Source organism: Mycobacterium sp. (assembly GCF_035603715.1).
Lineage (GTDB): Bacteria > Actinomycetota > Actinomycetes > Mycobacteriales > Mycobacteriaceae > Mycobacterium.
Genome location: NZ_DATNJW010000311.1, coordinates 1 through 5,425 on the forward strand (window position 1 = coordinate 1; position 5,425 = coordinate 5,425).

Genomic DNA, 5,425 nt, shown 5'->3' on the forward strand with positions numbered 1-5,425 from the left:
TCGCCGAACTTCTCCCACACCGCGCGCACCGCGTTGGTGGAGGTGAACACCACCCACTGGTAGCGGCCGTCGACCAGACCCTTGACCGCGCGTTCCATCTGCGCGGGGCTGCGCGGCGGCTCGACGGCGATGGTCGGCACCTCGATCGGCAGCGCGCCGTGCGCGGTCAGCCGCTCGCTCATCTCGCCGGCCTGGTCCTTGGTCCGCGGCACCAGCACGGTCCAGCCGTACAGGGCGCGACTTTCCCACCAGTTCAGCTTGGCCCGGTTGGCCACCGTCTTGCCGATGGTGACGACCACCGGCGACGGCGCCGCGCCGTCCGCGTTGACGAGCAGGTTCGAGTCGGTCAGCCCGCCCAGCGTCGACTCCACCGAACGCTGCGCGCAGGTGGTCCCCGACGAGGTCACCACGCATGGGGTGGTGTCGGCCAGGCCGTACTCGATCAGCGTGCGGGCCGCGTCGGCCACATGCGAGGACGTCGCCTGCAGGATCAGCGGGCCCGGGCCGGCGGCCAGGGCTCCCCAATCGACATCGCCGCGCACGTCGGCAACGGTGTGCGACGAGCCGAGCGGCAACCCGGCGTAGGTCGGCACCGCGTCGCTGGCGGACAGGCCAGGCACGATCTCGAAGTGCAGGTGGCTGCGGGCCACGGTGTTCACCTCGGTGATCACCGAATCCACCGACAGCGGGTCGCCGGCCACCAGGCGCACCACGTCGGCCCCGGTGCGGGCCTCGGTGACCAGTGTCTTGGCCACCTCGGCCGGGTCGCCCAAAGCGGGCCGGATATCGGGTCCCACCGACACCACGGCGGTGGGTTGTTCGTCGGTGCCTGTCCCCTCGGCCGTTCCGTTGTCCGACGGTGCGGCCGGCTCGGCCGGCGCAGGTCCGGATACCGGCGGCAGATCCTTGCCGATCAACGCCAGCACCGGCTCGGGCACGTCGGGGTCAATGAACACCAGGGGGGCATTCGCCAGTACCGAAGCGGCCCGCGTCGTCAGCAGAGCCGGGTCGCCAGGACCCGAGCCCACGAACATGATGCGGCCGGGCCTCGGCTTACGCCCTCGCGTCGTCATCGTCGCTCCTACCTCGTTCTCGCGCGCGACGTCATTGCCGCGCACTCGACATGACTTCCCGTGCGCCCAAGTCGAACAGCTCGGCGGCCACCGAGAGCCCGAGCTCTCGTGCCCGATCCGGACTGCCGATACCGGACGCGCGGATCACGTCGGATCCGTCGAGCGCCGCCACGCAACTGCGAAGCGACAGCTCCTCGAAGACACGGCCGTCTTCGTCGATGGACTCGACCACCTCAGCGATCGCCCCCACCGGCGCGGAACAACCCGCCTCCAGTTCGGCGAGCAGGGCACGCTCGGCGGTGACGGCCGCGCGGGTGTCGGCGTCGTCCAGCTCTGCCAGCAGTGTTGCGAGCCGGGAATCCCCGGCGCGGCACTCCAACGCGAGCGCCCCTTGAGCCGGCGCCGGCAACATCTGTACCGGCTCCAGCGTCTCGGTTACGTCGTCGAGACGTCCCAGCCGGGTCAGACCCGCCCGGGCAACCACGATCGCGTCCAAATCACCCCTGCTTACCCTGTTCAACCTGGTGTCTAGGTTGCCTCGTAGGGGGCGAATTTCCAAACCGAGACCCAGTGCTCTAAGCTGCGCCGCCCTGCGGGGCGATGAAGTGCCCACAATTGCGCCGTTCGGCAGCTCTCCCAGCACTAACCCGTCGCGGGCTACCAGCGCGTCGCGGGCGTCTTCACGTGGGGGGATGGCGGCGATCACGAATCGCGGGTCCTCGGCCGTCGGCAAGTCCTTGTACGAGTGCACCGCCATGTCGACCTGGCCGGCGTGGATGGCTTCCCGGAGCGCGGCGGTGAAGACGCCGACCCCGATGTCGGCGATCGGCTCGGACGACCGGTCGCCCTCGGTGCTGATGATCACCAGTTCGGCCTCGTGGCCGTTGGCCAGCAATGCATCTCGAATGGCGCCGGCCTGGGTGGTGGCCAGCAAACTGCCACGAGTACCTATCCGGATCACGTCGACCAAGCGGTTACTCAGCGGAATCTGTTGGTACAGCGGGCAATTCGCCCGCAGTGGCCACGGCGTCAACCGCGGTCTGGTCGAGCTCGAACAGCTCGCGCAATGCCTCGGCGTAACTGTCGCCGCCGGGAGCGCTGGCCAACTGCTTGATGCGCACGGTGGGTGCGTGCAGCAGCTTGTCGACGACGCGGCGCACGGTCCGCGCGACCTCGTCTTTTTGGGCCGCTTCCAGGTCGGGCAGTCGGTGGTCCAGGCGCAGCAATTCGGCCTCGACGACGTCGGCGGCGCGCTGGCGCAGCGCGGTGACCGTCGGGGTGACCTCGGCCATCCGCTGTCCGGCCAGGTAGGTGGCGACTTCGGCGGCGACGAGGTGACGCGCGGCCTCGGCGTCGGCTGCGGCCGCCCGCGCCGACGGTTCGCGCTGCACGCGATCCATGTCGACCACCCAGACGCCGGGTAGCCCGGACACTGCGGGGTCGACATCGCGCGGCATGCCCAAATCGCAGATCACCAGGGGTCGGTCGGTTTCGTCGCGACGACCGGTGGCCAGGGCGTTGTGCACGTCGGCCAGCGACACCACCGGGCGTACCGCTCCGGTGCAGCTGACCACGACGTGGGCGTCGGCCAGCGCGGTGGCCAGGTTGTCCATGCTCAATGCCTCAGCAGCGGCGCCGGATTCGCGGATTTTGCGAGCCAGCCGGTGCGCGCGGGGCAGCGAACGGTTGACGACGTAGACGCGGTCGATGCCGGCCCGGGTCAGGTGGGCTGCCGACAGGGCTCCCATCGCTCCGGCGCCGACGACGACGGCGGTCTTGCCTCGCAGGCCGCCCAGTTTGGTGTCGGCCATGCCGAGCGCGACCGAGACGACGGAGGCGCCTGCGGCGTCGATGCCGGTTTCGGAATGCACGCGCTTGCCGACGGCCAGCGCACGCTGGGCCAGCTCGTGCAGCACGCGGCCGACGGTGTGGTTGGCCTCGGCGGCGGCGTAGGCGCGACGGACCTGGCCGAGCACCTGCGCCTCGCCGACCACGGCCGAATCCAGCCCGCTGGCCACGGCGAACAGGTGCTCGACGGCGGCCTCGCTGTAGCGGACGTAGGCGTATTTGGTGAGGTCAGGGACCGTCATCCCGGAACGCTCGGCCAGCACCTGGCCGATGGCCGACAGGCCGCCGTGGAAAGCGTCGACGACCGCGTAGACCTCGACGCGGTTGCAGGTCGAGAGCACCATGGCCTCGGTCACCAGCGGCGACTGCAGGATCTGGTCGACGATCTTGACTTGCTCGGATTCGTCGGTGCTGAGCTGTTCCAGAACCGAGACCGGCGCGCTGCGGTGCGACACACCGAAGAGCAGGACGCTCACGGCTGAATCACCTGGCCTGCTCCCTTGCTAACACCGGTGAATTGACTGGTGTCCACCGTAGACGCTTACCTGATGGGCCACCAAATTTACGGCGAAGTCACCCGCCGGCCAGATCCTTGCGCAGCCGGGGCTCGTCGAGTTCCCAGTAGCTGTGTTCGCGGCCGTCGAGCAGGACCACCGGCAGCCGGTCGCCGAACTCTGCTCGTAGCGCGCTGTCGCCCTTGTCCGCTTCGGCGTCGACGTCGGTGGTCGACAGCTCGAAGTCGAGTTCCTTGGCGAGCTGCTTCAGCTGCGCGTGGACCCCGTCGCAGATCGTGCAGCCGGCGCGGGTCAACAGCTGGACGTGACGGCGGCTCATGGCTCCAGTGTTGCAGTTCGGTTCATTTGCAGAGGTTTTGGATGGTCGACCGGTTCCATTCGCAGCGTCATGCGTTGGATCATTTCGGTCGCCAGCGAGGCCCGTCGGTTACGGGCTTCGAATCCGATAATGTCCGTCCGCAGGGCTGTAACGGATTGCAATGGTGAATACCGGAAGCGGTGATCGGCGATACCATCGCAGCATGTCGGAATATCCGCCAAGGGGGCCTTCTGCCGCGAACGGTCCAAGTGGGCACCCAGTCGCGCCGACCGGATTTCCTGGTGCTGCGGCCGGACCGCCCGTGTGGCCATCTCCGTCGCGTGGGCAATCCCGCTGGCCAACGTTCCTTGCCTTGGCGCTTGCGCTTGTCGCTTCAGGCCTCGCGATTGTTGGGTGGTTTCGCCCCTCACCACAACCGGCAGCGACGCCCTCCAAGACTCCGACGTACACGGAGCAGCAGGTTTCCGATGCGAAGGCACGCGCGTGCGCAGCAGTCGAAACGACACATAAAGGAGTCGCGCTGCAATCCGGCGCAAACAAACAAGGTGCGGTGAGCAGCGACCCGGCCCTTGCTGAAGGACAATCGGCCAATGCGCGACTCTCAATAATTAGCGGAAGTTGGTATCTACGGGATCATTTGGATCCCGCCACGCCGCAACCGCTTGCCGACACGATCCGTCATTTATCTACTGTCATGCTCGATATAGGGGCGAACTATTTGGCTGGCGCGAGAGATGCGGACCAAGCCCAATCTGCCCTTTTAAGCGACGGTGACTCTACATTCGCGCGTGCACTGGAGTTGTGCAAGTAGTGGCCGCGAACAATGGTAATCCGTGGTTCCACGTAATGGTGGGTCAATGGTGGACCCCTGAAGCAGATCTCGGTACTTTGACGGTAGCGGCGAATAAGCGACACATGACGTCCAATGCTTGGCAACATTTCTCGGACGATTTGCGCCAACAATTGACTGGGTCGCTCAGCCCGGATACTCAGAAAGGTATGACGGCCGATAATCTGCGTGAGGCATTTACATGGGGCGCAGATCAGGCCGCTGGCGTTGCGAAAACGAACGGCATCATCAGCGACTCTCACGGCACTGCCCACCGATGCGCCAGCGAGCTTAATTCGCGGTTAAAAACGATTGCCGACGAGGGCAAATCAGAAATTGACCAGATCCAACAGTCCAAAGATCTGCCTCCGGTGAAACTGGGCAAAATTGTAGAGGTGGTGATGCGTTGCCAACAGGACGCGAATTCCGCGGCGGCGCCGAGCACTCAGAACGTCTTTGAAGCAATGCAGAACATTCTCGACCAGCGAGGGATCCCCGTTAGTGCGCGCCAATTCGCCCAGCAGCACGGCATCGACACAACCCGCATGCTCGGCTCTCCAAATAAGGAGACCATTACAAATCAAGTGAAAGGCCTCCTTGGCGAAGGCGGCCCTCCCCAAGCCCCGCCACCCGGAGACTCACCGCAGACATTCGGATCCAGAACGGAGGAGCCCGCTCCTGTAGCGACTTTCTCACCGGCGGACTCACGAACGTTTGGCCCAGAATCGCAGGGTCAGGAGCCTCTTGCAGCACCAGCAGGCTTCGGACCCCAATCCTTCGGACCTCAATCCTTCGGGGCCCAAAGCCAGGGTCAACTTCCCGGAAATCCCGCGGCAGCAGG

The 5,425-nt window shown here is 66.2% G+C and carries 5 protein-coding genes; 1 reads left to right on the forward strand and 4 read right to left on the reverse strand.

Going from position 1 to position 5,425, the window contains the following annotated elements; all coding sequences use genetic code 11:
* The 4 genes from VN856_RS12835 to VN856_RS12850 all read right to left on the reverse strand — a co-directional run.
* Positions 1 to 1,073 (reverse strand): SAM-dependent methyltransferase (locus VN856_RS12835; RefSeq protein WP_325689548.1); only part of this gene is annotated, 1,073 nt, incomplete at its 3' end.
* A 31-nt stretch (positions 1,074 to 1,104) separates the two neighbouring features.
* The gene (gene hemC, locus VN856_RS12840; RefSeq protein ID WP_325689556.1) at positions 1,105 to 2,034 is read right to left on the reverse strand and encodes a hydroxymethylbilane synthase; all 930 of its coding nucleotides are present in this window, start codon (positions 2,032 to 2,034) and stop codon (positions 1,105 to 1,107) included.
* 13 nt (positions 2,035 to 2,047) lie between these two features.
* A complete protein-coding gene (locus tag VN856_RS12845; protein ID WP_325689550.1) occupies positions 2,048 to 3,397 on the reverse strand; it encodes a glutamyl-tRNA reductase in 1,350 nt (449 codons plus the stop codon).
* Between the two features lie 97 nt (positions 3,398 to 3,494).
* Positions 3,495 to 3,755 (reverse strand): glutaredoxin family protein, encoded by a 261-nt coding sequence (locus VN856_RS12850; RefSeq protein WP_325689552.1) that lies wholly within the window; start codon positions 3,753 to 3,755, stop codon positions 3,495 to 3,497.
* A gap of 810 nt (positions 3,756 to 4,565) precedes the next feature.
* Here VN856_RS12850 and VN856_RS12855 point away from each other — a divergent pair.
* Positions 4,566 to 5,425: hypothetical protein (locus tag VN856_RS12855; protein WP_325689554.1), on the forward strand; the 860-nt coding region annotated here is incomplete at its 3' end.

Coding starts and splice junctions, on each gene's coding strand:
- VN856_RS12850 (WP_325689552.1), bottom strand. CDS start 3,755: ATGAGCCGCCGTCACGTCCAGCTGTTGACCCGCGCCGGCTGCACGATC.